Source organism: Natrinema soli (genome assembly GCF_028618695.1).
In genome coordinates, this window is sequence record NZ_JAQIVI010000149.1 from 82,573 (window position 1) to 104,461 (window position 21,889).

At 61.4% G+C, this 21,889-nt stretch carries 21 protein-coding genes and 1 tRNA gene; 11 read left to right on the plus strand and 11 right to left on the minus strand.

What is annotated here, in order from left to right; all coding sequences use genetic code 11:
* Positions 1 to 72 precede the first annotated feature (72 nt).
* The 4 genes from PGX04_RS10890 to fer all read left to right on the plus strand — a co-directional run bounded on the left by PGX04_RS10890 (position 73) and on the right by fer (position 2,768).
* Entirely contained in the window at positions 73 to 681 is a 609-nt protein-coding gene (locus PGX04_RS10890; RefSeq protein ID WP_273738518.1) for a helix-turn-helix domain-containing protein, read from the plus strand.
* A gap of 178 nt (positions 682 to 859) precedes the next feature.
* Positions 860 to 1,156, plus strand: a complete 297-nt coding sequence (locus tag PGX04_RS10895; protein ID WP_273738519.1) for a DUF4242 domain-containing protein — start codon at positions 860 to 862, stop codon at positions 1,154 to 1,156.
* A 74-nt stretch (positions 1,157 to 1,230) separates the two neighbouring features.
* Complete coding sequence (locus tag PGX04_RS10900; protein WP_273738520.1) at positions 1,231 to 1,944, plus strand: class I SAM-dependent methyltransferase; 714 nt, start codon at positions 1,231 to 1,233, stop codon at positions 1,942 to 1,944.
* A gap of 341 nt (positions 1,945 to 2,285) precedes the next feature.
* Entirely contained in the window at positions 2,286 to 2,768 is a 483-nt protein-coding gene (fer, locus tag PGX04_RS10905) for a ferredoxin Fer (protein WP_273738521.1), read from the plus strand.
* Between the two features lie 99 nt (positions 2,769 to 2,867).
* Here the strand turns inward: fer and PGX04_RS10910 are convergent, their stop codons facing one another.
* From PGX04_RS10910 to PGX04_RS10925, 4 genes are all read right to left on the minus strand, one after another.
* Entirely contained in the window at positions 2,868 to 3,365 is a 498-nt protein-coding gene (locus tag PGX04_RS10910; RefSeq protein ID WP_273738522.1) for a hypothetical protein, read from the minus strand.
* A gap of 91 nt (positions 3,366 to 3,456) precedes the next feature.
* A complete protein-coding gene (locus PGX04_RS10915) occupies positions 3,457 to 3,612 on the minus strand; it encodes a hypothetical protein (protein WP_273738524.1) in 156 nt (51 codons plus the stop codon).
* A gap of 613 nt (positions 3,613 to 4,225) precedes the next feature.
* On the minus strand, positions 4,226 to 5,938 hold the full coding sequence (locus tag PGX04_RS10920; protein ID WP_273738525.1) for a pyrroloquinoline quinone-dependent dehydrogenase: 1,713 nt from the start codon (positions 5,936 to 5,938) through the stop codon (positions 4,226 to 4,228).
* Positions 5,939 to 5,944: 6 nt separating this feature from the next.
* Positions 5,945 to 6,862, minus strand: coding sequence for a hypothetical protein (locus PGX04_RS10925; protein ID WP_377042536.1), 918 nt, complete (start codon positions 6,860 to 6,862; stop codon positions 5,945 to 5,947).
* A 213-nt stretch (positions 6,863 to 7,075) separates the two neighbouring features.
* On the opposite strand from PGX04_RS10925, the gene PGX04_RS10930 reads away from it, so the two are divergent.
* The 4 genes from PGX04_RS10930 to PGX04_RS10945 all read left to right on the plus strand — a co-directional run bounded on the left by PGX04_RS10930 (position 7,076) and on the right by PGX04_RS10945 (position 12,167).
* Positions 7,076 to 9,262 carry an AAA family ATPase gene (locus PGX04_RS10930; RefSeq protein ID WP_273738527.1) on the plus strand — a complete coding sequence of 729 codons (2,187 nt, stop codon included), beginning with the start codon at positions 7,076 to 7,078 and terminating at the stop codon, positions 9,260 to 9,262.
* Between the two features lie 147 nt (positions 9,263 to 9,409).
* Positions 9,410 to 10,651 carry an ABC transporter substrate-binding protein gene (locus PGX04_RS10935; RefSeq protein WP_273738528.1) on the plus strand — a complete coding sequence of 414 codons (1,242 nt, stop codon included), beginning with the start codon at positions 9,410 to 9,412 and terminating at the stop codon, positions 10,649 to 10,651.
* Positions 10,648 to 11,400 carry an ABC transporter ATP-binding protein gene (locus PGX04_RS10940; RefSeq protein WP_273738529.1) on the plus strand — a complete coding sequence of 251 codons (753 nt, stop codon included), beginning with the start codon at positions 10,648 to 10,650 and terminating at the stop codon, positions 11,398 to 11,400. The genes PGX04_RS10935 and PGX04_RS10940 overlap by 4 nt, the downstream gene beginning before the upstream one ends.
* Complete coding sequence (locus PGX04_RS10945) at positions 11,397 to 12,167, plus strand: ABC transporter permease (RefSeq protein WP_273738530.1); 771 nt, start codon at positions 11,397 to 11,399, stop codon at positions 12,165 to 12,167. Before PGX04_RS10940 ends, PGX04_RS10945 begins: the two co-directional genes overlap by 4 nt.
* A 1-nt stretch (position 12,168) precedes the next feature.
* On the opposite strand, the gene PGX04_RS10950 is transcribed toward PGX04_RS10945, so the two are convergent.
* The 4 genes from PGX04_RS10950 to PGX04_RS10965 form a co-directional block, all read right to left on the minus strand.
* Positions 12,169 to 13,011 (minus strand): ABC transporter permease, encoded by an 843-nt coding sequence (locus tag PGX04_RS10950; protein ID WP_273738531.1) that lies wholly within the window; start codon positions 13,009 to 13,011, stop codon positions 12,169 to 12,171.
* Positions 13,011 to 14,048 (minus strand): ABC transporter substrate-binding protein, encoded by a 1,038-nt coding sequence (locus tag PGX04_RS10955; RefSeq protein WP_273738532.1) that lies wholly within the window; start codon positions 14,046 to 14,048, stop codon positions 13,011 to 13,013. Before PGX04_RS10955 ends, PGX04_RS10950 begins: the two co-directional genes overlap by 1 nt.
* A gap of 432 nt (positions 14,049 to 14,480) precedes the next feature.
* Positions 14,481 to 14,555 (minus strand) — tRNA-Glu (locus PGX04_RS10960).
* A gap of 176 nt (positions 14,556 to 14,731) precedes the next feature.
* Positions 14,732 to 15,985, minus strand: a complete 1,254-nt coding sequence (locus PGX04_RS10965) for a helix-turn-helix transcriptional regulator (protein ID WP_273738533.1) — start codon at positions 15,983 to 15,985, stop codon at positions 14,732 to 14,734.
* A 206-nt stretch (positions 15,986 to 16,191) separates the two neighbouring features.
* On the opposite strand from PGX04_RS10965, the gene PGX04_RS10970 reads away from it, so the two are divergent.
* Positions 16,192 to 16,770, plus strand: coding sequence for an MBL fold metallo-hydrolase (locus PGX04_RS10970; RefSeq protein WP_273738535.1), 579 nt, complete (start codon positions 16,192 to 16,194; stop codon positions 16,768 to 16,770).
* Positions 16,771 to 16,826: 56 nt separating this feature from the next.
* Here PGX04_RS10970 and PGX04_RS10975 read toward each other — a convergent pair whose 3' ends face one another.
* Together PGX04_RS10975 and PGX04_RS10980 are read right to left on the minus strand one after the other, a co-directional pair.
* Positions 16,827 to 17,678 (minus strand): ATPase, encoded by an 852-nt coding sequence (locus PGX04_RS10975; protein ID WP_273738536.1) that lies wholly within the window; start codon positions 17,676 to 17,678, stop codon positions 16,827 to 16,829.
* Positions 17,675 to 17,941, minus strand: a complete 267-nt coding sequence (locus PGX04_RS10980; RefSeq protein WP_273738537.1) for a DUF5827 family protein — start codon at positions 17,939 to 17,941, stop codon at positions 17,675 to 17,677. Before PGX04_RS10980 ends, PGX04_RS10975 begins: the two co-directional genes overlap by 4 nt.
* A gap of 183 nt (positions 17,942 to 18,124) precedes the next feature.
* Here PGX04_RS10980 and PGX04_RS10985 point away from each other — a divergent pair, with 183 nt between their 5' ends.
* Entirely contained in the window at positions 18,125 to 19,873 is a 1,749-nt protein-coding gene (locus tag PGX04_RS10985) for a histidine kinase N-terminal 7TM domain-containing protein (RefSeq protein WP_273738538.1), read from the plus strand.
* 58 nt (positions 19,874 to 19,931) lie between these two features.
* Here PGX04_RS10985 and PGX04_RS10990 read toward each other — a convergent pair whose 3' ends face one another.
* Positions 19,932 to 21,071: an RNA ligase gene (locus PGX04_RS10990; protein WP_273738539.1), complete on the minus strand. Its 1,140-nt coding sequence runs from the start codon at positions 21,069 to 21,071 to the stop codon at positions 19,932 to 19,934.
* Between the two features lie 127 nt (positions 21,072 to 21,198).
* Here PGX04_RS10990 and PGX04_RS10995 point away from each other — a divergent pair, with 127 nt between their 5' ends.
* Positions 21,199 to 21,888, plus strand: coding sequence for an RNA ligase partner protein (locus PGX04_RS10995; protein WP_273738540.1), 690 nt, complete (start codon positions 21,199 to 21,201; stop codon positions 21,886 to 21,888).
* Position 21,889: the final 1 nt, after the last annotated feature.

The following is a 21,889-nucleotide window of genomic DNA, read 5'->3' on the forward strand; positions in this document are numbered from 1 at the left end:
ATCGAACCCTCTTATTCGGTAATTGTATGAAGGTTTATTACGCGACTGTATCAAGCCACTCTCGAGAGCAGAATGAATACTAGAGGCGACGGTGATGTCGACCTTTCTCCGAGAGAGATCGTTCTTCTGAAAGTCCGGATGGATAACCCGACGGCCCCCGTTCGGGAAATTAGAGGAATTCTTGCGGAGGAGTACGAAATTGAACTGTCACACAACCGGGTGAACGAACTTCTCCACGATCTGTCTGACAGAGACGTCTTCCGCGAGTCCATTCTTCCCAATAAACGAATTCTCGATTATCACAGCTTTCGAATCGCGTTTCACTACCCCAACTTCGAGCAGCAGTGGGAAGCATGCTACTGGGAACTCATGGAGGACCCGCATGTCGTCATGTTCTGTAACGCGGATAGCAGCTACCATTGGCAGCTTCTCATGCAGTTCAACACTGACAGCGAGGCGGAGCGATGGATGCACCACTTCTTCAAAAAGCACGGATCGCTCATCGCGCAGTTCGATAACACGAAGCTCACAACGGTGCACAAATTCCACGCCAATTCCTCCGTCTTCGACGAAAAGCTCTGGCAGACGGAAGCAGGGCGGGAATATCTACAAAGCGCACAGGAAGGCCACAACGACGAAGAGACCATCGCCACCGACGGGAGCGGCGACACGCCACCGTAGGCCGCCACGACCGGTACTCGAGGAGCAAATCCTCCCGTTTCCGGCGAGGAGGTTGTCACTGGCCTGTTTGACGCATTGCCTGAAGAATAATTTTCCATCTTCTCAGCACTCTTGGCGGTAGAGTTCCTCTCATATCGCCCGAAAGTATTACAAATACATTTGTTATAGTAGTTGATGCATGAGTCCGCCAACAGACGACTTCCTGATTCTGCGGGAGCTTCCGGAGCCGATTACGACCGACGAATTGGATGCGGCAGCGGAGCAATCCGGAGAGACGCTGAACGAACTCCGTGAGGAGGGTGTCGGCATCCGCTGGGTCGATTCGGAGGTGTTAACGAACGAAAACGGAGCGATTGTCGGAACGTTCTGTCACTACAGCGCGGAAAGCGAGGACGCAGTCCGCGAACACGCTGACCGAGCTGGGCTTCCAGCAACAAAAATCACGCGTCGAGGTGAACCCCTGTCGGGAGAATGAGAGGCGGGGAACCGACTCCGTCGCATCGGTATAATTTCGGGCTGTATCACTGGCGAGAACGCGGTCGCCGACTGGTGTTGGGTTTGCTGGCCGTTATAACGGGCCTCGCCATTGGCCAGTCCGAGCGTCGACCTCGAGGACGGACCGCGATCGCAGTCGCCCTCGTATTGGTCTGCTGGGGAGGTGCAACCGTCCGGTCGGCAGCGATGTCGCTGCTTTCCCCGCCGCCTTGGGTACTCGATCGCGAAAAGTACGAGGCACTGGCCGCCGAAATCCCGCTTTCGGAGTCCGAGCGGGTACTCGATATCGGATGTGGAACCGGGCGGTCCCTCGTCGGACTCGCACCCGCCATCCCCGACCACTGCTCGCTTCTCGCCGTCGACGTGTTCGACGATCGGATCATTCTCGGCAATGGACCGCGTTTAGCGAGCCGGAACGCACGGCTTGCCGGCGTCGATGCGACCCCGATACGAGGAGACGCTGCACGTATCCCACTGGCGGCGGATACCGTCGACACCGTGACGCTCTGTCGCGTGCTCCACGACCTTTCGGCTACCGATGCCCGCGAGGCACTCACCGAAGCACATCGCGTCTGTACGCCCGGTGGGACGGTCGGCGTGCTCGCACTTCCGTACCCGCACAATGAGGCTGCCAAGCCGGCGGCCTATTGGGGGGAACTAGTCGCTGAAGCCGGACTCACCGTCAGTGACGTAGTCGAACGTGACGACGGGTACGTCATTGTTGTCGGCACTGTCCCGAGCGATCGAGCAGTCCGCGCGAGAAAATAGCCTCCCCGTTATTCGACGATATATGGATTTCCCGCCAGCGAAGTTCGAGTATCCCAGGTGTAGTGCCATCGTTAGAACGGCTGGAACGCCGAAGACGGCCGCTTCGAGAAAGCCGCAGACCAGGACCGTAACGATCGATATCATTGCCGTGTCCTTCGAAGAGGCACTCGAGGCGGTCGATCGCGAACACGATGGACCGACCCAGCGCGCGTTCCGATCCGCTGCTCGAACTCAATGACGCCAGCGAGTAGCGTCGGTTCCTCCTCCGATTGACCACACGCGCTGAAACGGGTATCGTCCGTGGAAATAAATGGGTACACATCGATGTTCATTGTGAACGTATGTCTGACGATCGAGAGCTGCCGAACATCAAAGCCGGACGCGGAGGGGATCGAAGCCTGGACCAGGCGGAAGACGACGAGACTGCCACCGTGGAGTACCTCAGCTACGGAGCGTTGCAGCGCCACGGGTGGAGTCGCGACGACGAGACCCTTTTCGAGAAGGCGGCTGCGGCCGACCTTACCGACCGCGAGTACGGGACGATAGCGATCAGTAAGAACGAGTATCTCCTCGACGGGGCCGAGAACGCGGACCACAACTGGCCGTTCGAGTGCCGGGCCGCCTCCTGTGCAAACTGCTGTGCGTTCCTCGTCGAGGGCGACCTCGAGATGGATATGAACCTGTTTCTGACCGACGAGGAAGTCGACGAGCGGAACCTTCGACTGACGTGCGTGGCAAAACCCGCGAGCGACGAACTGAAGGTTATCTACGAGGCCAGGCGCGCCGACTACCTTCAGAACGTCGTCGGCGAACGGGAAGTCTAGCGCTGCTTCCGTCCGGTTCTACTGCGAGGATAGCGCTGCTCCGGCCCTCGGGTCGGGCGACGATGGAAAGCCCTCGTCCCCCCGCCGGGACGCTCGTGCCTATTTCTCGTTCGGGTCCGCTCCCTGAATCGCCGCTGCCAGCCGCTCGTTGGGAGCGGTGTCAGCGATAAGCCGATCGTTCTCGTAGCGACGGACCGTCGAGAGGTCGACATCGTCCTCGAGGGAGTCGAGGATCGCCACGAGCAAGAGCGCCTGCCTGTCGAGGCGGTCCTCGAGCGCGTTGATATTGTTGAACGCTTTCTCGGCGAACGCCGTGAGTGATTCCGAGAATTCGGAGAGCTTCGCCTCGTTCTGTTTGACCTTCCGCTCGTTCAGACTGATGCGAGCAAAGTCGTCGACCGTCTCGATCTGTCGCTCGAGCGCGTCGAGTTCGTCACGCAATTCGTTCGTCTGTGATTCGACGAGCTCTTCGATCAATCCTTCGACGGCCCCCGTCTCGGACGGGGTATCGCCGTCTCCAGCGTCGTTCGTCTCAGTGGTCGTCGACTGTTCGGTCCCGTTTCGAGGCGTCTGTCGGTAATGATCTGTTGGCGACATATGGCACAAATCAACACACAGCACGATATAAGTTATCACTGTTCACAGGATTATTCGGTGCCGGCGATGTCAGGGGAGTACGGAATGGAACTCATTCGCGTTCGATGCGACTCGCCAGACTTCGGAGCTGATCCGCTTCGGCCGACGCTCCGTCCGCTTCTTTCTCGTCCGCGAACGTACGGAGTGCGCGAACGACGTCACGTTTCTCCCGTCCGGTAAGTTCGATAGTGAGTGTGTTCGGTGCCATGGCAGGGTGAGGACGGGATGAGATACGTGCCGCTGGGTTTCATAGACTGCGGTGAGTTGCGGGCTCGACGACGGCGAATATACCGTCGAACAGTGGTCGATGACCGCTTGATCGCGTGACGTGGCCTCGCCGAAAACGACGACTGGGTAACTGCGACCGATACGAGAACGGGGTATCCAACGGTCGCTACAGCCGGAAACGACCGCTCGAGGAGCCACTGCGACTTCTGCGCCCCGCAGGCACACTTTTGCAAGCAAGAGGCCGAACCGTACTCGACGGCAGTATCCGATAATGAACCAGCCGATAGACGCCCGCTGCGTCGACTGCGGTGAGAGATTCCCCCGGAGACTCGGTGAAAGAGCGAGTGGTGACGGGCTCACCTGTCCGACCTGTGGCCACGGCATCGTCCAGGGCATTCCGCAAAAGCAAACGTCGCTCGGTACTCGCCAGAACGCTCGGTGTAGACGCTGCGGGGCGACGTTCCCCCACGTGAAATCGAGGACGGCGATCAAGGGCGTGTTAGCTTGTCCTACCTGTGAATCACCGGGCGACGTGATGCGACTCGATGCGACCGATGATTCGACGACACGAAAAATAACAACTAGCGGTTGACTCACTCGGCCAACGAGAAGACGACGACGCGGTCGTCCCGCTTGCCGCGTCGGAGCCAGCCGCTACCGCCGACTTGAATGGCAATGTACTGTTTGCCCTCGTCGGGATCGTACCAGCTGATGGGGCTGGACGAGAGCGGGGCATCGCCGGTGTCGAACTCCCAGAGGCGCTCGCCGGTCTCGGCGTCGTAGGCGATGAACTGGCCGTTCTGGGTGCCGGCGAACATCAGACCCGTCGTGGTCGACATCGTCCCTCCCCACAGGTAGGTGTCGCTGTCGATCCAGTCGCGCCAGACGAGTTTCCCCGTCGTCGGATCGAACGCGGAGATGGAACTGATGTGGCCGTTGTACTCGTCGGGCATCGCCTCGGTCTCGTCTTCGAGGATACCGCCCCAGTACTTGCGGCCTTCCTCGAACTCCTCGAATCGCCACCACGCCTCCTGAGCATTGTTGTGCATCTTGTAGTACACTAGCCCGGTCTCGTGGTTGTACGTCGCCGGATGCCAGTCACAGCCGCCCATCCCGCCGGGCATGAACGTTCCGCGGCGGCCGTCGTCGATGTGCGGGATCATGCTGAACATGTTCAGCTGCTGGACACCCGGATCCGATCGAGTGATGAGCTGCCCCGTCTCGGCGTCCATCGAGTACGCCCAGCCGGTCTTGCCGGCGTTGACGACGGTGTCCCGTACCTCGTCGCGGTGGTCGAACTCGAGGTCGCGGATGAGCATCCGCGGCGATGCCGAGTCGTAGTCCCAGACGTCGTGGGGCGACTCCTGGTGGAACCAGAGGCGCTCGCCGGTCTCGGCGTCGATACACAGCGTCCCGCACGTGTTGCGGTTCGGTCCCGGACGGACGGAGCCGTCGAAGTCCGGTCCTGGGTTGCCGACCGGCATGTACAGGACGTCCCGCTCCTCGTCGTACGTCGCCGTCATCCAGTTAGTGCCGGCCGCCTGATTGATGGAGTCGCCGACGAACTCCTCCTCGGGGCAGGTCCGCGTGAACCACTTCTGTTCACCGGTCTCGGCGTCGATAGCCGTGTGGAAACCTCGGACACCGTACTCGCCGCCGGCGGATCCCGTGTAGATGGTTCCGTCGTGAACGATCGGTGCCCACGTCGCGGAGTAGCCCCGTTCGTGGTCAGCCGTGGACGTGTACCACTCCTCCTCGCCGGTATAGCGGTTGAGTGCGACGACCCCCGAGTCAAGTGTCGTCATGTACACCTTGTCCTGCCAGACGGCGGGTCCACGATTGTTATCGTCACAGCACAGTACCACGTCTGACGGCACTGCGTAGGTGTAACTCCACAGCACGTCGCCGTTACGGGCGTCGATCGCCTTGATGTGATTCGGCCCGTTCGACTGATACATGACCGTCGGATCGCCGGGAACGATGACCGGCGATCCCTCCATACTCGACCCGGAACCGACGCTGATGTCGTACTCGACCTCGAGGTCGTTGACATTGTCCGGGCCGATGACGTCGGCCGTCGTATAGCGGTGCATTTCGTAGTTACCGCCATACGTCAGCCACGCCTCCTGATTTTCACCGGATCCGCTTACCATCTCCTGGGTAACGTCGAACTGCGGTATGCGATCGATGTCGTGTTGATGGGTAACCGACTCCTCGGGCGAGCCGAGCACCCGGTAGCCGTTATCGGTCTCTCGAACGACCGTATCCTGTGCAGCCTGAACCGCTCTGTCTTCTTCTATTGACATTTGTGATTACCTCGCTTCTGGTTCCGCCCGCATCTCCTCGGTGATGTAAAACACGTCCTGGCAGATTTTCTGCTGGTTGATGATCATGATGGCCGCACTGGCCGTCAGTGCCGCCATCAGCTGTCCGTCCGTGAGGGTTCGTTCCGTCTCGGACGCGATCTCTCGTGCGGCCCGACCCAGCAGGTACAGCCCCCCCAGCATTCCCTTGACGTCCCAGTAGCCGTCGTCGAGTATCTCGTCGGTGATGAGCACTCGTTTCTGCCACAGGTGGACGTCGAGTGTCTGTATCCACAGCAGCGTCCCACCGGCGGCCCGCTGGTGGAGCGGCGGGACGAAGTCGACGTTGAACTCGACGTCGGCCGGGATCTCCTTCGTCGGAACCCACCGCGCGAGTTCCCTGTCGTTGTTTAGCAGGTCCGCGATCAGACTGAGCTGTTCCCCTTCGTCGAAGCCGATCGTCTCGAGTTCTGACGTAAGCGGGTTCGCCTCGACCAGACCGTAACCGGTGTTCCTGATATGTTCGGCGGAGAATCGCACGGCGTTCTCGTCGACGCTTTCGAAGAAGCCGACGTCGACGAGGTGGTCGTACAGTCGCCACCCCGGTTCGACGAGTTCCCGGTAGAGTTGCTCGGGTTCGCGCTTCCCGTCCGGAATGCCCGCTTCCCGAACCGCCGACAGCCGATCGATCTCTGCTTCGAGGTCTGACAACGCAGCAGTGAGCAACTCCGCGTCGAGCGACCCCTCGAGATCGTTTCGGATCGCCTCGCCCATCGAGGCGAATTCGTCGTTGATCTCCCCAGTTATCCCCGATTTCAGCGCCGATAGCGTCAGTTCCTCATCGACGACCGAGTCGTCAGCGCCGAGGTATTCGGTCAACTGTGCTGCTTCTTCGGCCGTTGGTTGAGGTCTGTTAGCATTAATCATCTCAGCACCACTGACCTATGCCATATGATACCACAAATAGCTTTTCTATCCTTTCATACATATTACACATATATACAGACGGGGTATTTGAGTGGAGAGTATAAAATGAGACTCTAGATCTGCAACGTGTGAAAAACCCCGAAACTATACAAGTAATCCTCGATACTACTATGCTTTTATAAGTCCCGCAACACTACTGCTCGAGCGAAGCGTATGGAACTCATTGTCAAGACGCTTGCCGACCGCGATCCTGGCCATGGTCTCACTGTCGTTAGTCGTCAAACGCTCGCCGAACTCGCGCTCGACAGCGGCGATTTCCTCCTCGCTCGCGGATCGGACGGGAACCGCGCAGTCACACAAGTTATGCCGTCCGACGATATCGAGGACGGGACCATCCGCACGAACGAACTGATTCGACGGACTGCAGACGTCGACATCGGAGAGACGGTAACCGTCGAACCGGTCGAGGTTTCTCCCGCCGACAGTATCACAGTCGCACTCCCGAAGGGGTTCGACGACGGAACCACTCTCGATCTCTCCCTGCGAGACGAACTCATCAGTCGGGCCGTCGTCGTGGGACAGGTCGTTCCGGTCTCCGTCCGATCGCGAGCGGTGGACGATCCCGCTCGGCGGACAGTTCCGGTTCGCATCACCGCGGCGTCACCTGGTGATATCGTTCTCGTGCGCGACTGGACGCGTATTTCGGTGGCACCGGATCCCGCTGAGGATCTTTCGGCTGCTGTCGACCGCCCCGGCGGCTCGACGGGAGTTACTTTCACCGATATCGGCGGCCTGGACGCGGAGCTCGCCCGGATTCGAGAGACCGTCGAACTGCCGCTGTGTTCACCCGACCTGTTCGGCCGGCTCGGCATCGAACCGACGAACGGCGTGTTACTGTACGGGCCACCCGGAACGGGAAAGACGCTCATCGTCCGGGCGATCGCGAACGAGGCGAATATCCACGTCGAAACCGTCAGCGGCCCCGCAGTCGTTTCGACACACCGCGACGAAACGGCGGAACGCCTCCGGAATCGATTCGAGAACGCCGCCGCGAACGAACCCGCGATCGTCTTCATCGACGAACTCGACGCGATCGCCGGAACGCAGAACGATACCGGGAACTCGATCGACGGCGTCGGGCCACTGGTTTCGCTCATGGACGATTTCGAGGCCGACAACCGTCTCGTCGTCATCGGAACGACCACCCAACCCGAGACGCTGGACCCGGCGCTGCGTCGATCCGGCCGGTTCGATCGCGAGATCGAAATCGGCGTCCCCGACCGCGACGGCCGCGAGGAGATCCTTCGAATTCTGACTCGCGGGATGCCACTCGCCGCCGACGTCGACGTCGCGTCGCTCGCCGAATGCACACACGGATTCGTCGGCGCGGATCTGGAGTCCCTCACTCGCGAAGCGGCGTTACACACCCTCCGTCGGAACGACGTTCATCCGGACGAGGCTCACCCGGACGACGCGGCGCTGGCATCCATGACGCTCACGGCAGCGGATTTCGAGGCAGCGCTTCGGAGTACGACCCCCTCTGCGCTCCGGGAGGTATTCGTGGAAGTGCCGGACGCCACCTGGGACGATGTCGGCGGACTGACGGAAACGATCCAACGACTTCGTGAGACCGTCCAGTGGCCGCTGGAACACCCCGACGCCTTCGATCGAGTGGCACTTCGGCCGGCCAAGGGGGTATTGCTGCACGGGCCGCCGGGAACCGGCAAGACGCTGCTGGCAAAGGTCGTCGCTAACGAGGCCCAATCGAACTTCATCTCGATCAAGGGTCCCGAGTTACTCAACAAGTACGTCGGCGAATCCGAAAAAGGCGTTCGCGACGTGTTCGAGAAAGCGCGAACGAACGCTCCAACTGTCCTGTTCTTCGACGAGATCGACGCGATCGCGGCCGAACGCGGCGGCGCAAGCGCCGACTCCAGTGTCAGCGAACGCGTCGTTTCACAGCTACTGACCGAGCTCGACGGGCTGGAAGAACTCGAAGACGTCGTCGTTATCGCGACGACGAATCGCCCTGACCTTCTCGACGATGCGCTGATGCGTCCCGGGCGATTCGATCGACACGTCCACGTCGATGCCCCGGACGAGGACGCCCGACGACAGATTTTTACAGTTCATACGCGCGATCGGCCCCTCGCTGCCGATGTCGATCTAGATGTTCTCGCCGAACGAACCGACGGTCACGTCGGTGCCGATATCGAGGCGATCTGTCGCGAGGCCGCGACCGTCGCCGTCCGACAGTACGTCGACAGTACGACCACGGATCCCGACCAGATCACCCTGACTGCCGCCCATTTCGACGCGGCGATCGAGGAAATCGATCGACACGACGACGATCGGTTCGTCGACCTGGATCTCGCAGGCAACGAGACATCCCCGGAATAACCGCATTGTCGCTCGAGCAGCTAGTCGATCAGATCGCGTCTCGACTGCCGCAACCGAAACTCGACTACCGCGAACGAAGGGCGTCTCTCAGTCGGGAGTACGCTTATACTGACATGCGAACAATACCGCCACAATGGTGCCAGCACGATGAAGTCAGCGGAGCACTGGGTGCTGGACAGTGACGATGAGCAGCTCGCCGCTGACTTCGAAATCGGACTCGGAGCGCAGTCCGCTCGGGTCCTTGCGTACCTCGTTCGCCGAACCGAAGACGATCGTATCGAGGATCCACGGGCACGACAGCTAGATATTCGTCTCGGCACCGGTCTCGGTACCCAGGCCGTCGCCGACGCACTGTCACGGCTTTCCGGTCGGGGACTAGTGACGGAAACGACGCTAGACAGCGAGCAAGGGCGGCCGCCGAAAGCGTGGTCAACCGACCACTCGGTCGAGACGGCGATGTACGACGCATACGCGACACGCGCCGCACGACTTACCGATACCGTGAACGCCGATCTGTCGGGTTCAACTACCACCGACCGTGGAGCGATTCGCCTCGGATTCAACTGGCAACCGAACGGCCTTCACGTGCCGTTCTACGCGGCACGGATGGAAGGGGCATACGACCCGGTCGATGTCGAGTTCGTCCACTATAGCGGCTCGGAACAGGCGCTTCGAGCCGTCGCTACCGGCGACGTCGACGTCGGAATAGTCGGTGCTGCCGTCCTCATCGATGGCCGACACGGCGGCGACTCGATCACCCCGCTCGCAGTGCTCTATCAGCGAGCGATGACCGTGCTGTATACGACGCGAACGGTTTTCGGCGAGCCACTCGCCGAGAGCGACCAGCTCCGTGATCGCTGCATCGGCATGTCTCCGAACACGGAAACACGACTGCTAGCCGAACTGTTCCTTTCACAGGCCGGCGTCGCCGACGACGTCGAGATATTCGAAACGACCGGCGAAGAGTCGGACGCCCTCCGTACCGGCGACGCCGACGTCGTCGCAGGATCGTTCTCGGACCCGTGGACGCTTCCCCACGACGAGATCGTGGACGTGCTCACGATCTCGGACCAATTCCCGATTTACGGGCCAGCGCTCGTCGTCGATCCATCGACCAGCGAGACGACGACGGCGCAGCTCGAGCGGTTTCTGACAGGGACGATGTTGGGGTGGCGTGCCGGACGATCGGATCCGACACCGGCGGCGAGACGAATCGCAGCCGACGTCGCCGCCGAGGACGAGGAAATCGAGCGGACGTTTCGGCGGGCGATCGAGTCGTTTGCCGACAGTAAAGCCCGCCGAAACGACGGCTGGGGCGTCCACCGAGACGACGAGTGGGAGCGCGTGCGGACAGCGTTGGCCCACACGCAACGATTTTCGAGACCATGATAGCCATCGACGACGTGACCGTCGCCTTCGAAACGGTCACTGCGATCGCCGATATCGACCTGCAGATCCAGCCGAGCGAGTTCGTCACCATCGTCGGCCCGTCAGGCTGTGGGAAAACGACGCTGCTTCGCGTGATCGGCGGACTGGAGTCGCCGACCGCAGGGACCGTCACGATAGACGGCAATGAACCAGCGGTCAGTCGTGACGCCGGTGACCTCGGCTTCGTCTTCCAGGACCACACGCTTCTCCCGTGGAAGACGGCACTCGAGAACGTCCAGTTCCTCCGACGAATGGCGGGAAAACCCCCGGACGAGGCACAGGCGCGCTCACTGTTGGAATCGGTCGGGCTCGATGAGTTCGTCGATGCGTATCCACGAGAGCTCTCCGGCGGAATGAAACAGCGCGTCGCTATTGTCAGAGCCCTCCATCTGGATGCCGACGTCTTGCTTCTGGACGAACCGTTCGGCGCGCTCGATGAGCTCACGCGAGACCAGCTCGGAGTCGAACTCCGCCGACTCCACGAACGGGAACAGAAAACGACGTTGTTCATCACCCATAGCGTTCCGGAAGCGGCGTTTCTGGGTGACCGGTGTGCCGTCGTCACGGACGCGCCGGGACGGATCGAAACGACGCTCGAGATCGACTTTTCGGACCAGCGGGATACGGAGCTGTTTGGAAGCGTCGAATACCAAAAACAGGTCGCGGATATCAGGCGGAAGCTGTACGACAGTGTGGAAGACGGACGATGAGGGAGAACACGATCGATGTTCGGCGGAGCGAAATGATGCTCCCGGTAGCAGCACTGCTCGTCGGCGTTTCGATGTGGTGGCTCGGAACGGCGCTGCTGGCTATCCCATCATTTCTGTTACCGTCACCGGGGGCAGTCCTCGCACAACTGTTCGGTAGCCCACTGTTGTATCTCCGGAACCTCGTTTCGACGCTCGAAAAGGTCGTTTACGGCGGCGGTATCGGTATCGTCACCGGATTCGGGCTCGGTGTTCTCATGGGGACTGTTCCAGTACTTCGGACGGCACTGTATCCGTATCTGGTCACCGTTCGGGTGCTCCCGAAGATAGCGATCGCACCCCTCTTGCTGATCTATCTCGGAACGGGAATGACAACCGCGATCGTGTTCATCGCGCTCATCGCCTTCTTCCCGCTGGTATTGCACACTGTTGCAGGGCTCTCACGGACGCCGGAACGACACGTCGAGTTACTCCGTTCGGTCGACACGAGCAGGGTGAACACGTTCGTTCATCTCAGGTTGCCGTACGCGGTTCCGGACGTGTTCGCCGGATTGAAACAATCGGTCACGCTCACAGTCGTCGGTACGATCGTCGCCGAATGGGTCGTCGCGAGCACCGGGCTCGGCTACCTCATCCTCCTGGGTCTGGAAAACCTTCGGACTGATATTATTATCGCCGCACTCGTCGTCCTCGTGGTCCTTGGACTCGCGCTGTACGGGCTGGTCGGCGTTTGCCAGCGGATAGTCCATCGCCGACTGCCGCTTTCCTGAGTCAGTTGAATCTCGTTCTGACTGCCCGTTCCAGGAGAGATGGGATGCCGTAGAAGAGGAGTCCGAGCCCGGAGAGAACGGCGAGTGCAGCGTACGAATTGGCTGTCTGGAGGGAAGTGGACGTTTCGAACACTCGATAACCGATACCCGCGTCGAGTGTCACGAATTCGGCAACGACCGCCCCAATCACTGCGAGTGTTGACGCATTTTTTATTCCAGCAAAGACGCTCGGAGCAGCCGCTGGAAGTCGAACGTGGAGGAAGACCATCGACGGCGACGCACCGACAGACCGGAGAAGCGTGAGATACGACTCGGGCGTTGATCGCAGTCCGTCGAGCGACGCGATGGTTATCGGAAAGACAGTGATGGTCGTCACGAGGAGCGCTTTTCCCGGTACCCCACGACCAAACCAGAGGAACAGGAGCGGCGCGATGGCAACGAGTGGCGCGATACGGAGCGCAACTACGTAGGGGAGAATAACTGCTGCAGCGGATCGAGAGATGGCCATGAAAAACGCCAGTACCGTCCCGATAACGAGCCCCACCGTTAGTCCGAGTCCGGCGGTCAGCGCTGTTACTGCAGCGTCGCCGGCGAGTATCCAACGGAGATCAATGAGCGCGACACCCACCTCCGCCGGAGCGGGAAGCACGACTGTCGGGAGATCAGAGAGGACGACAGCTGCATGCCAGCACCCGATGGTGAGCACGCACAGTATCGTCCCGAGTGCGGGTCCACGAAAACCGCCGTCGAGCCGGCGGCGAAGACGCTGTCGGACCGCTGGTGACGAATTCGGGAGCCACTTCGTCGGTTGATCAGGCATCGTTCCCGCGTTGTCGTCGCTCATCACGTCGGCTCGACCAGCTCGCCGTATTCGCCGATGTGTTCGTCGTCCGTGTCGAGATAGTCGTTCGTCCAGGCGTCCTCGGACGTCACGTCTCCACCCGGGTAATCGCCGTCCGCAAGCGTCGTTCGGAGGGACTCCCAGACGGCAGACTCGTTCCACCCCCAGCCGTGTTCTCGAACCGCTTCCGACAGCATGAACTCCGTCCGGAGCTCGTTCCACTTGTCGCGCTGATTCGCGCGAGTGTCCTCGAGTTCCGGCACGGCCTCGAGGAGCAGTCCCGTCGCGTCGTCGGGGTTGTCGTTCGCCCAGACTGCCCCGCGAGCGGTCGCCCGAAGGAACGATCGAACCGTGTCGGGATTTGATTCGGCGAACGATCGCGACGTCGCAATCACGTGACCGTAGGAGGGGATCACGTCGGTAACCGAGAGCGTCTCGATATCGTACCCTTGATGGCGAGCATCGACGACGTCACTGAACACACCGCTCGCTGCGTCGATTTCTCCGGACAGCAATTGCTGAACCGTATCGAATCCGCTATCGACGTATTCGACGTCATCGAGAACTCCTTCGTGCTCGAGATACGCCTCCGTCATCTGCCGAACCATCCCGGGACCGCTTCCGAGTGTGACGCCGGCCAGCTGTTCACTCCCTGAGAGTTCCGCTCCGAAATTGTCACGGGCGGTAAACACCTGAACCGGTCCCCGCTGCATGATAATGCCGACTGCGATGACGTCAAGCTCGTTGGCGTTCGCGTTCAGGACTTGGCCGGCGCTCGTAATCGCAAATTTCGAATTGCCTAACCCGGCCTGCGTTGCCGAAAAGTCGGACCCCTCTCCGGGTTCGATCCCCGTCAACTCGAGCGTTTCCGCTTCGTAGAACCCTCGTTCAGCGGCGGTAAAGTACGGAACGTGGAGGCCGTTGGGTTTCCAATTGAGGAGTAGCGATGCCTTCGCCCCTTCGCTATCGCTTCCTCCGAAACACCCTGCAAGTGTTCCGGACCCCAGTGTCGCGAGCAGCTGCCGTCTACTGGAACGCATTAGTAGTCTTCCCTGCGGATCCCACTGTTCGATACTGTTGCACCTGATTGTCTCTCTTCAAGTAAATCATCCCTTCTTATGCTGATACTGAGTTGTAGTATATTAATAGTTCTCCACAAATGTTTATAAGTAGAGTGAAACAAAGCGTCGAAACGGGCAACAGCTGTTATATCAAATCATACTGCGTGTGGGTTTACACTCCGTAGTTAGCATATCCCTATTTGAATAGAGACTTCTTACGATTCTTCGAAAGTGACAAATTTTAAGAACCATCGGTCAATGGACGACCTTCCGTAGTCAGATCTACCGATTCGTCGACCGGTAGCTGAGCGTGCCAGTCGAACTGTTGCTCGGCATTCCTCAGTTTGAGCCGAATTGCCTGTGATCATTGTCGAATATACGGCTTGCTCACGGTGTAGGTCGCGAAAAGGATGCTCCGACTGGGATTCGAACCCAGGTCATTGCCGTGAGAGGGCAATATGATTGGCCGGACTACACCATCGGAGCGCGACGCGCCGTCTCGCTCCGGGCCCTGCGTCGCGGTGGTCCACAGGACGTCGGAGCGGGCGTCGTCTCTATTCAATCGTTGCGCAGTACGATGTTTAAGGATTCCGTTTCGTTTCGGGGCTGTCGACCTCTGCCACGCGAGAGCGGATCAGTGGCCGGCGTTTCGTCGGTGGCCGTTACTCGTCGAACGGCGACTTGGTCGCTTCCGGTTCGAAGCCCTCGAGGCTGATGATGTTCTCGCGGCCGACGCGGAGCTTGCTGATGGTGCCGTCGTCTTCCATATCGGAGAGCAGCATGCTGACCTTGGACTTCGACCAGCCGGTTTCCTCGACGATATTGACCTGTTTCATCCGGCCGCCGTTCTCCTGGATGAGCGTGACGACGCGGTCCTCGTCCGTCATGAGTTCCTCGTCGGAGAGTGGTTCGGGCTCACCGTCGGACTCATCATTCGTGTCGGCCGCTGCTGGCGGCGGCGCCGAATCGCCGGTAGAATCGGACGCCGTAGCGGCGACTTTCTCGCTACCGGGGCCGCGTCGTCGGTACCAGACCACGGCTGCGACGCCGATGCCTGCACAGAGGAGGGCACCGACGAGATACCAGCCCAGACCGAGACTACTTATCGTCGCGAGGAGTCCGGCTGCGTTACTCGCGGCGCCGGGCCGATCGAACACCGCCCGGGGCCGGCCGTCGATGAACTCTCGCTGGCCGCTCCACCGAACCGACTCCGCGTCCTCGAGCGAGGCGCCGGCGTACTGTCCATCGTCGGGTTCGATGGATCGGAAGGTGAGATCGCCGCCCGCCTCGATCACGATCGCCTGATTGGATGCGAGCGGGATACTTTCGAAGACGTCGCCGACGACGATCCGGTCCGCTTCGACGACGCCGAATTCCGTCCAGGTAAACGACATTTCGACGACGCCCGTCGCGGTGGATTCGTTCCCGGTAGCGCCCGTGGCGGTGAACTGTTCTTCGACCTGCGCTGAGCGACGGAAGTTCGTCGCGTCCATCTCTCGACCGGTCGCCTGTCCACCGATTTCGGTCAGGGTACGCGATTGATTGGTAAACCCGTCGTACAGATCCGTCTCGTTGGCTTCGAACTCCTCGGCGAAGGCCTCGAAGTTCTCCCTGGCAGCGGTCGCGTTGTCATCGTTCGCGAACCGCCGCTCGTATCTGAACGTCCACGTCGCGCTGCCGTTCTCGTGGACGGTGATCTCGAACGTCGTATTGTCGAAGTCCTGCGTTTCCTGGGTGACGAGCGGGCTCCCGTCCGCCTGGGTGACCATCGTCGCGGATCGCGTCTCGGTCGGAGCCGGCTCCGTCACTGATGGCGAAGCGGATCCAGTGTCAGCCAACGCGATCGGTCCGCAGACCCCGGTCACGAGCGCGAGGATGACGAGACCGACGAATCCGACGGAGCCCGACCGGTTCATTCGTCTACTCAGTACGTGCCGGTGCTAAAAATCCTTGTGAATAGCGGTATCGACGCAAACTGGATCACAGGCCGGGCAGTCGGTGGAGCGTTCCCGAGAGCCATCCGCCCGAAACTCTCGAAACGCCGGGTCACGTTGCACCGTCCCCTCGGCTCGCTCCGACCCGTGTCGATAGCCACAAATCACTCGACCGAGTAGCGCCGGCCATGATAACGAACCTCGCGGAAGGCGTACAGGCGTTTACCAGCAACGTCTTTCTCGTCCCCGGCGACCGGCCCGTGCTCGTCGATACGGGTGCGAACTTCGACCTCGTCGACGCCGTCCGCGATCGAATCGACGAAATCGACGCCGTCATCCTGACGCATACGCACCGCGACCACGTCGGAAACCTCCCGGCGGTGAAAGACGCTTTCGACGTCGACGCGTGGGGGTACGACACCTCGATCGACGGCGTCGACCACGCGATCGCGGACGAGGAGACGGTCCAGTTGGGCGACGACGACTACGTCGCGCTCCACACACCGGGACATAAGGACGATCACCTCTGCTTGTACTCGGCCGACGCGAGTGTGCTGTTCGCGGGCGACCTCGTCTTCCAGAACGGGAGCTTCGGTCGAACTGATCTCGAGGAGGGCGACCGGGGGGCCCTGATCGAGAGCATCGATCGGGTGCTCGAGCGGATCGATCCGGAACTCGAGGCGATGCACACCGGTCACGGGCCGAGCGTGACGAGCGACCCCTACGATCACGTCGAACTGTCGGCGCAGATGGCGCGACAGATGTAGACTCGGTTCGTCCGGCCTCGAGTTTGCGGGCTGGATCCTCGCGGAGAGCCGTTAGATCAGTCGGAAATCGGTGAGACCGATACTCGCCCAGCGGCGTCGAGCAACGCGTTGTAGGCGCGATCGTACGCGCGTGCGATCCGTGCGGGATCGTCACGCGCGTCGCTGTCGAGCGGTGGCAGCCGGACGCGCTCGAGGGGATCGAGATACTCGAGTACGTCGGGGACGCGCTTCTCGAGCGTTCCGTCTCTGGGGCTCGAGTTCGCGATCTCGCAGGCCCGACGGTAGCGATCGCCGTCGTAAATCCCAACGCGACCGGGTTCGACAGCCGCGACGGCGGCGATCGACGCGGGATCCAGCGACGCGAGCGGGAGCGCGATGTCGCTGTAGGATTCGACGACGGCGACCTCGGCCGCCTCGATCTCGTCGGCCAGTCGTTCGAACGCGGGGACGTACTCCCGTTCGGCGAGGTCGTTGTACTCCTCGACGGTCTCGACGGGGATCGCGTCCGCGAGCGGGAGGGCGTCGGCGACAGCGTCCGGAATCTCGGCGGTCGCGTTGCGGACGAACAGCGACTCGTCGATCCCGCGACCGATCCGGTCGACGACGAACTCCCGATCGGTCCTCCCGAGTAGGCCGCTTCCGTCGCCGGGGGTGGGTCGCCAGAGCCGGTGGACGGGATTGAGTCGTTCGGGCGGTCGGCCCCGGCCGTCTGCCGCCGAGAGCCGCATCGCATCTTTGCCGTAGAGCCGCCCGCCGTCGAGGGCGCGACGGCAGTCGTCGTGGTCGAACCAGAAGTCGTTGCCGGCGCGGGGCTTGTAACCGGCCGCGCCGGTTCGATCGAGCAGGCCGGCTGAGAACGTGGTCTTGCCGGCGTCGACGCGATCGGCACCGACCACGAGGAGGATCATTCGCTCAGGCCGTAGTAGCCGGGTTCGTCTTCGTCCCGCGGCTCGGCGACCACGAGGTCCTCGGCGTTGGTCATGACCCACGGGATCGCCCAGTCGAGCAGAATGTCCTCGGTCTCGCGATCGATATCCGCGTCGGGCTCGAGTCCCTGCAACAATCGAGCGATCTCGTAGACGGTGTACATCTGGTCGTCCTCGAGGAGCTCCGCCGGCGTGTAGAAGTCACACGGCGGGAGGTTCTCGAACTCCGATTTGGGGACGGGCATACACCACCGTACCGTCGGCCGGTGCCTAAATGGTTCGTTCCCGATCGACCGACCGAGACGGGCGCGGACCGCCGACCGCGATCTCACGTGTTTGTGATGAGCCCCTCTTTCGGACCGGCGCAAGCATTGGTATCCTGCGAAATGGCCATTGCACTTTACATACTCGGCACTCGAGTACGGACGATGATACAGGGACTTGACCCCATCCTATTGATTTACATCCTTTCGGCGCTGGTGAGCGCTGCACTCGCGGTGGTTCTCTGGCAGCACCGCGGGAAGACCGGTGTGATCTCGCTTCTCGGGGCCGTCCTCGCGGCGGGGTTGTGGGACGTGTCGCTGGTGTTGCTGTCCGTTATCGATCATCCCCTTGCAACCACCGTACTGACCGGAACGTTATTCCTGGGCGTCGGATTCGCGACGATGGCGTCTCTCGTCTTCACCCTCGTGTACACCGGACGGGAGAAGTTCCTCACGACTCCGACACTCGCCGTCCTGTCGGCCGAACCGATACTGTTGGCCATCCTCGCCGTCGTCAATCCGTTTCATCTCTTTTTCGAGTCGTTCGACGGGGTCCTCGAGCCCGGCCCGCTGCTCTGGGCACACGTCGGCTACGCGTACCTCGTTTCGGGACTGGTGACGGTCCTCATACTCGGATTTCTCTACCGGTCCCGGTCGCTGTACAAGGGCCAGAGTGCCGCACTCCTCGCCGGAACGCTCGCGACCTGGGTCGCAAACGGCGTCTACGCCGCCGGTTTCGTCGAGTTCGATACGTCACCGATCGGGTTCGTCGTGACCGGATCGTTGTACGCGGTCGCCATCGTTCGCTACCGACTGGCCGACATCGTCCCGATCGCCCGCGATCGAGTCATCGATACTGTCACTGACGCCGTCTTCGTCGTCGACACGGACGACCGGATTATCGATATCAACCCCGCCGCGCGGGACCTGTTCGAGGGCACCGACAGATCGGTGATCGGAACCGACGTCCACTCGTTGATCGACGGCTATTCCGTGTTGGAAGAACAGTACGACGAGATCACGACTGCCCCCGTCGAATCGGAGCGGGAGTTTTCGCTCGATACCGTCGCCTACCACGTCCGGTCGACGCCGATCGAGGACAGCCGAGATCGCCACGTCGGCTGGCTGCTCATCATCCGTGACATCACCGAACGGAAACGCCACGAAGAACGCCTCGAGCAACAGAACGAGCGTCTGGAACAGTTCGCGAACATCGTGTCACACGACCTTCGAAACCCGCTGAACGTCGCGGACGGCTATCTGAATCTCGCTCGCGAGGCCGACGATCCGGTCCAGTATTTCGACGAGATCGAGCGATCACACGACCGAATGGAGACGATCATCGAGGACGTGCTCGCGCTCGCCCGGGAGGGCTCGGCGGTCACCGATCCCGAACCGGTCGCACTCGCCGATCTCGCCGAGCGAGCCTGGGAGAGCGTCGACACCGGCGATGCCACCCTCTCCGTGACGTTCGATATGACGATTCTCGCCGACGCGAAGCGGGTAACACGCCTGTTCGAGAACCTGTTTCGGAACAGCGTCGAACACGGTACACCGGACGGAACGGACGACGGCGCGGACCCGATCAGGTCGTCGCTCGAGGTCGAGGTGGGCACCATCGCCGTGGACGATGGCGGTGGATCGATAGGGTTCTACGTTGCCGACGACGGTCGGGGACTGCTCGACGAGGAAGACGTTTTCGAGGACGGCTACACGACCAATCCGGCGGGAACGGGATTCGGGCTGAGCATCGTTGACGGAATCGCGACGGCTCACGGCTGGACCGTCACGGCCGTCGAGAGCGAGCGCGGCGGTGCCAGATTCGAATTCCGCGGCGTCGATTCGGCCCCTGCGTCGAGCCAGACCGATCCCGCATCTGTGTCCGATATCGAGGCCGAGGCTCCACGAGACTGAGCGGCTCGTTCGACCCGCTACTGTCGGACAGGACTCGGGATTCGTACCGCTTCTCCCGTCATTCGTCTCGTGTCCCACCGTCCAGATAGTACCGGATCCGGTCCCGACTCGATTCGGCCACCTTCACGAACTCGACGACACGCTCACCGTCTTCCCGCCGATCGGACTCGAACTCGAGCGTCAGTGATTGCTCGCGCAGGTGCTCGAGAAGTGCGTCGATCGCGTCGGGATCGCCCCTGACCGTGTGCCGTTCCCCGACGGTTTCGCCGTCCGCCACGTCCCGAATGGTCGAGACCATCGGCTCGAGGATCGATTCGCCGAGCGTGTGCGCCCGCGCTCTGAGCCGAGCATCGGTCTCGTCCAATTCGGCCGCCTGAAATGCGTCCCGAACGATTCGGGAAAGGACGAAGTCACGGCCGTGATCGAAGGGAAGCGAGAAGGCGTACGCGAGTTCCTCGTGGTGCTGTGATTCGGTCGTGTACTTGACCATCGATTGCCCGTCAGCCGACTTCAGGACGACGCCCTCTCGTCCCGCCGTATCGAGTTCGTCGATCGTCCCTTTGACCGTCGTACTTGCGGTCGACGGGTCCACCCGCCCGAAGTGGCGCGGTTGTCCGAATCCGTACTCCTCACAGCGAGACCGCCGATCGGCGACGGGGAGGGGCTCGCCAGACTCGCGGTCACGGATGTCGATCACCCGGAACTCGTGGGTGTCGACGCCCTCGTAGTCGTGGGTCGTGTACGGCGTCTCCGGTCCGATCAGTTCGGTACAGAGGACTTTCGCCGGATGGCTCGAAAAGAACTCCTCGAGCGGGAGGCATTCGCGCGCTCGCGCCGTCGTAAACGGGCAGACGTAGCCGCTCCTGGTGAACGCGAGGGACTCCCCGGCACCCGCTCCAACAGCTGCGATCCGGACGTTGAAGCCGTCGAGCTTCTCCTCGATTGCGATCGTCTCGCTCGCCTCGAAAAACGAGGGAATACCGGGATCGAGAACGAGAATCCGTGGAATACTCGGATAGCCGCGAACGACGACATCACTCTCCTCGACGATGATAGTTCCACGCTCCACGCCGTGGCGAGCGGCGGTAAGCACGTAGTGCGTCCGGCCGGCCGCCGACCGCTGCTCGAAGTGCTCGAAGAGGTCGTCGGCCTCCTCCGTGGTTGCCTCGAGCCGCTCGAGGTACTCGTTGCGGTCCATACCTCTCCGACCACGTTCCCGGTGAAAAACACCCGGTCGACCCCCGATCGTCGATCGGTTCGGCCGTTCGCCGCTCCGAATCGATCGCGGGATGAGGTCTATGTGGATTCCCGTTCAACTGACGACTATGCCCGGTGAACTGCCGCGCCAACGGTTCGTCCTCGACACGTCGCTGTTCATCACCGAGGAGATCCGTCGGGACGACGAATCGCTCGAGGACGCCGTGATCCGCCTGCTCGATCTCGTCGCGACTGCACGGCTCGAACTCAACATCTCCTGTTACGTGCCGCCGTCGATCCACGACGAACTCGCGACGATGCTGCGTGAGCGAGACGTCGACGACGCGGTGTTCTCGCGGCTCAACACGTGGGTCGTTCGCAAGAGCCCCGACCGGTACGGCGTCACGATTCCGGCGAACATCGTCTACAACTTCATCGACGAGATGAGCGACCGCGTGGACCGCGGCCTCCGCGTCTCGGAGAAGGCGATCCGCGAAGTCGAACAGCTCGATCCCGAAGCGCTCGCCGGTGGCTCGAACGCCGACGACGGGCGCGAGGAGTACATGACCGACGCCGATCGAATTCTCTCGGACATGCGTGACAAGTATCGTCAGGCGCTCCGGCAGGGCGTGCTCGACTCTCGAGAGGACTTCGACCTGTTGGTTCTCGCTCGAGAGTTAGACGCCGGCGTCGTCACCGAGGATCGAGGCATCATCTCCTGGGCCGACGAGTTCGGTCTCCGGTACGTCCGCGGGGGGCAGTTTCCGACGCTGCTCGAGGAGTACCTGCGGGCGACCGGCGTCGCAGACGACGACTGAG

What these genes read in the sequence shown, in the direction of transcription:
- PGX04_RS10890 (WP_273738518.1), top strand. Translation starts at nt 73, where the DNA reads ATGAATACTAGAGGCGACGGTGATGTCGACCTTTCTCCGAGAGAGATC.
- PGX04_RS10895 (WP_273738519.1), top strand. Translation starts at nt 860, where the DNA reads ATGAGTCCGCCAACAGACGACTTCCTGATTCTGCGGGAGCTTCCGGAG.
- fer (WP_273738521.1), top strand. Translation starts at nt 2,286, where the DNA reads ATGTCTGACGATCGAGAGCTGCCGAACATCAAAGCCGGACGCGGAGGG.
- PGX04_RS10910 (WP_273738522.1), bottom strand. Translation starts at nt 3,365, where the DNA reads ATGTCGCCAACAGATCATTACCGACAGACGCCTCGAAACGGGACCGAA.
- PGX04_RS10915 (WP_273738524.1), bottom strand. Translation starts at nt 3,612, where the DNA reads ATGGCACCGAACACACTCACTATCGAACTTACCGGACGGGAGAAACGT.
- PGX04_RS10920 (WP_273738525.1), bottom strand. Translation starts at nt 5,938, where the DNA reads ATGTCAATAGAAGAAGACAGAGCGGTTCAGGCTGCACAGGATACGGTC.
- PGX04_RS10925 (WP_377042536.1), bottom strand. Translation starts at nt 6,862, where the DNA reads ATGATTAATGCTAACAGACCTCAACCAACGGCCGAAGAAGCAGCACAG.
- PGX04_RS10930 (WP_273738527.1), top strand. Translation starts at nt 7,076, where the DNA reads ATGGAACTCATTGTCAAGACGCTTGCCGACCGCGATCCTGGCCATGGT.
- PGX04_RS10935 (WP_273738528.1), top strand. Translation starts at nt 9,410, where the DNA reads ATGAAGTCAGCGGAGCACTGGGTGCTGGACAGTGACGATGAGCAGCTC.
- PGX04_RS10940 (WP_273738529.1), top strand. Translation starts at nt 10,648, where the DNA reads ATGATAGCCATCGACGACGTGACCGTCGCCTTCGAAACGGTCACTGCG.
- PGX04_RS10945 (WP_273738530.1), top strand. Translation starts at nt 11,397, where the DNA reads ATGAGGGAGAACACGATCGATGTTCGGCGGAGCGAAATGATGCTCCCG.
- PGX04_RS10950 (WP_273738531.1), bottom strand. Translation starts at nt 13,011, where the DNA reads ATGAGCGACGACAACGCGGGAACGATGCCTGATCAACCGACGAAGTGG.
- PGX04_RS10955 (WP_273738532.1), bottom strand. Translation starts at nt 14,048, where the DNA reads ATGCGTTCCAGTAGACGGCAGCTGCTCGCGACACTGGGGTCCGGAACA.
- PGX04_RS10965 (WP_273738533.1), bottom strand. Translation starts at nt 15,985, where the DNA reads ATGAACCGGTCGGGCTCCGTCGGATTCGTCGGTCTCGTCATCCTCGCG.
- PGX04_RS10970 (WP_273738535.1), top strand. Translation starts at nt 16,192, where the DNA reads ATGATAACGAACCTCGCGGAAGGCGTACAGGCGTTTACCAGCAACGTC.
- PGX04_RS10975 (WP_273738536.1), bottom strand. Translation starts at nt 17,678, where the DNA reads ATGATCCTCCTCGTGGTCGGTGCCGATCGCGTCGACGCCGGCAAGACC.
- PGX04_RS10980 (WP_273738537.1), bottom strand. Translation starts at nt 17,941, where the DNA reads ATGCCCGTCCCCAAATCGGAGTTCGAGAACCTCCCGCCGTGTGACTTC.
- PGX04_RS10985 (WP_273738538.1), top strand. Translation starts at nt 18,125, where the DNA reads ATGATACAGGGACTTGACCCCATCCTATTGATTTACATCCTTTCGGCG.
- PGX04_RS10990 (WP_273738539.1), bottom strand. Translation starts at nt 21,071, where the DNA reads ATGGACCGCAACGAGTACCTCGAGCGGCTCGAGGCAACCACGGAGGAG.
- PGX04_RS10995 (WP_273738540.1), top strand. Translation starts at nt 21,199, where the DNA reads ATGCCCGGTGAACTGCCGCGCCAACGGTTCGTCCTCGACACGTCGCTG.